The 2073-nt window shown below is 68.6% G+C and carries 1 protein-coding gene; it reads left to right on the forward strand.

What is annotated here, in order from left to right:
- Positions 1–307: 307 nt before the first annotated feature.
- The coding region (locus D7V93_RS42245) for a putative metal-binding motif-containing protein (RefSeq protein ID WP_147451653.1) at positions 308–2073 on the forward strand (1766 nt) is incomplete at its 3' end.

Below are 2073 nucleotides of genomic sequence, written 5' to 3' on the forward strand. Positions count from 1 at the left end.
GCCGGAGGTGGCGTCGTCTGTGCGGGCGCGTCCGGGGCCAGCACGCAGAGGCAGGCACCCAGGGGCGCGGCGAGGAGGGCACGGCGGACGGTGGGCATAAGGCTTGGGTGGACGGGCCAGTGTTGAATGGTCAGCGGCCCCTATACACGGAAGCCGTCAGGTGGTGGGTGCCCGTGGGGTGCCTGTCTGGACGATGCCTCCCGGGGCGGTCTAAGGGTGACGGAAGGATATCTCCCTGGTTCAACTGCTGACGGTGTCGCCAGCCGTCCCACTCCGGGTGCAGGACGCGCCCGAGAATGCGTGTCCGATGCGTTTATTCCTGATCGGTGTGCTCTGCCTGACATGGGCGGGTTGCTCCAAGGGCGATGACCTGAAGGCCGGAGCACTCAGCGTCAAGGTCGCCTTCTCCGGCTTCCGTCCTGGCTGTGTGCAGGTGAGGGTCGCGGACCAGGAGGACGCCACCCTCCAGACGTCGTCGCAGGTGCGGGTGCCGCCGAACCAGAAGGAAGGCACCCTGTCGGTGGCGGTGTACCGGCAGGCGGGGTGGAGCCGGAACGTCCTCGTCCAGGCGTGGGCGCAGGAGCGGGACTGCGAGGGCGCGAAGGTGGCCGAGTCCGCGGAAGCTCCGGGGAGCATCCCGGAGGAAGGGGCTTCCGCGCCCGTGAACCTGTCGCTGGACGCGACCGACTTCGATGACGACGGCTACGTCAGCCAGGTGAACGGCGGCACGGACTGCGACGACAGCAACCTGGCGGTGAACATCCCGAGCACCTGGTACCAGGACGAGGACAACGACACCTACGGGGCCGCGCCCGTCACGGCGTGCGTGCAGCCCGCCCGGACGGTGAAGCGCGCTGGGGACTGCAAGGACGGGGATCCGTTCGTCCACCCGGAGCAGGGCGAGCTCCGCTGTGATGGGCAGGATGACAACTGCAATGGTCAGAATGACGAGCTGATCGAGCTGGGCACCCGGTGCTCCGACGCCTTCGGCTGCGAAGGCACGAAGGCCTGCGACACGACGGATGGCGGAATCGCGTGCACCGGCCGTCCCCCGCCCGTGGCCTATTTCGTGGACGAGGACGGCGACGGAGACGGGACGGCGGGGCGGGACGGAGGCGTGACCTGCCTGCCGCAACCCCGGGGCACGTCGGGCTTCGCGACGGACTGCGATGAGAGTTCGCGCTTCCGGTCGGGCAATCTCGCGGAGGTCTGCGACCGGATCGACAACGACTGCGATGGCACGGCCGATGACAACCTGCCGTCGTGCGACCTGACCTGGCAGCAGCCTCCTGTAGGGGGTGGGACCCAACCCAAGTGGAGCGCCATCGCGACCCTGGGACAGGAGCGGGCGTGGCTCGCGGGCACCGGCGCCAAACTGGCCGAGCTGGGGGAGACCGGAAACCTCAGGTACGTGACCTGCGACGGCAACTGGAAGGCGGCCTGGGTGAGCGCCTCCGATGAGGTCTTCCTGGCGGGCGAGGCAGGAAGATTGGCCCGGGCGCTTCCCAACGCGACGGTCTGCACCTTGACGGACCTGGGAAACGGCGAGTCGTTCAACGGCATCGTGGGCTTCAACGCCACCGATGGAGGCTCGCCGACCCTCTACAGCGTCACGAGCACCGGGGGCATCTACCGCTGGTCGCCGCCGGCAGCGCCGGAGGAGGTGGACAACCGGAGCGTCAACCTGAAGAGCATCCATGGCACGACGGACCCGACCACGCTGCTGGCGGTGGGACGTGATTCTGTCGTGGGTATCGGACTCGGGCCTCGGGCGTACCGGTTCAATCCGGATGGCGGCGCCTGGCTGGCGGAGCTGCTGCCTCCCCTGGACAGCAGCACCTACCTCTGGGGGGTCCATGTCGTGGACAGCCATTACGCCTATGCGGTGGGTGACAACGGGGTGGCGCTCCAGCGGATCAACGGAGAATGGAGCAAGATGCCCGCGCTGCCCTCCGGGAGCGCCTCCACGAGCCTCCAGGATGTCCTGTCCTTCGGCCCGACCGCGGTCTACGCCGCCACGACGGCGGGCAGCGTCCTGTTCTACAACGGGGTGAGCTGGAGCACGGCCTACCC

The sequence above is a fragment of the Corallococcus llansteffanensis genome, from assembly GCF_003612055.1.
GTDB classification, from domain to species: Bacteria; Myxococcota; Myxococcia; order Myxococcales; family Myxococcaceae; genus Corallococcus; species Corallococcus llansteffanensis.